Below are 231 nucleotides of genomic sequence, written 5' to 3'. Positions count from 1 at the left end.
TGTTGCGTCTACGTCACGGTATATGCGCTGGTGGATTTCGGCAAGAACGGCGGAGAAAAGATGAGGATAAGGCACATCGAACCTATGGAGATAAAATACGGAAAGACTAACGGGAAATACATCGAACTTTACGGAAATGGACATAATGAAGATGGCGGAACGCCTGAAGGTGAAACCGCGGACTGACGGAAACACGCCTGAAAGACATAGGCGCGGACTTTCACAATGGGT

The 231-nt window shown here is 48.5% G+C and carries 1 protein-coding gene; it reads left to right on the top strand.

The window, feature by feature from the left end; genetic code table 11:
* Positions 1-186: TraL conjugative transposon family protein (locus QVO66_RS11490; RefSeq protein WP_288172847.1), on the top strand; the 186-nt coding region annotated here is incomplete at its 5' end.
* Between the last annotated feature and the right edge of the window lie 45 nt (positions 187-231).

Origin of the sequence: Prevotella sp. CAG:255 (assembly GCF_000431195.1) — a bacterium.
Lineage (GTDB): Bacteria > Bacteroidota > Bacteroidia > Bacteroidales > Bacteroidaceae > Prevotella > Prevotella rara.
The sequence above is the reverse complement of the archived record's forward strand: the minus strand, read 5'-3'. Positions and strand labels throughout refer to the sequence as shown.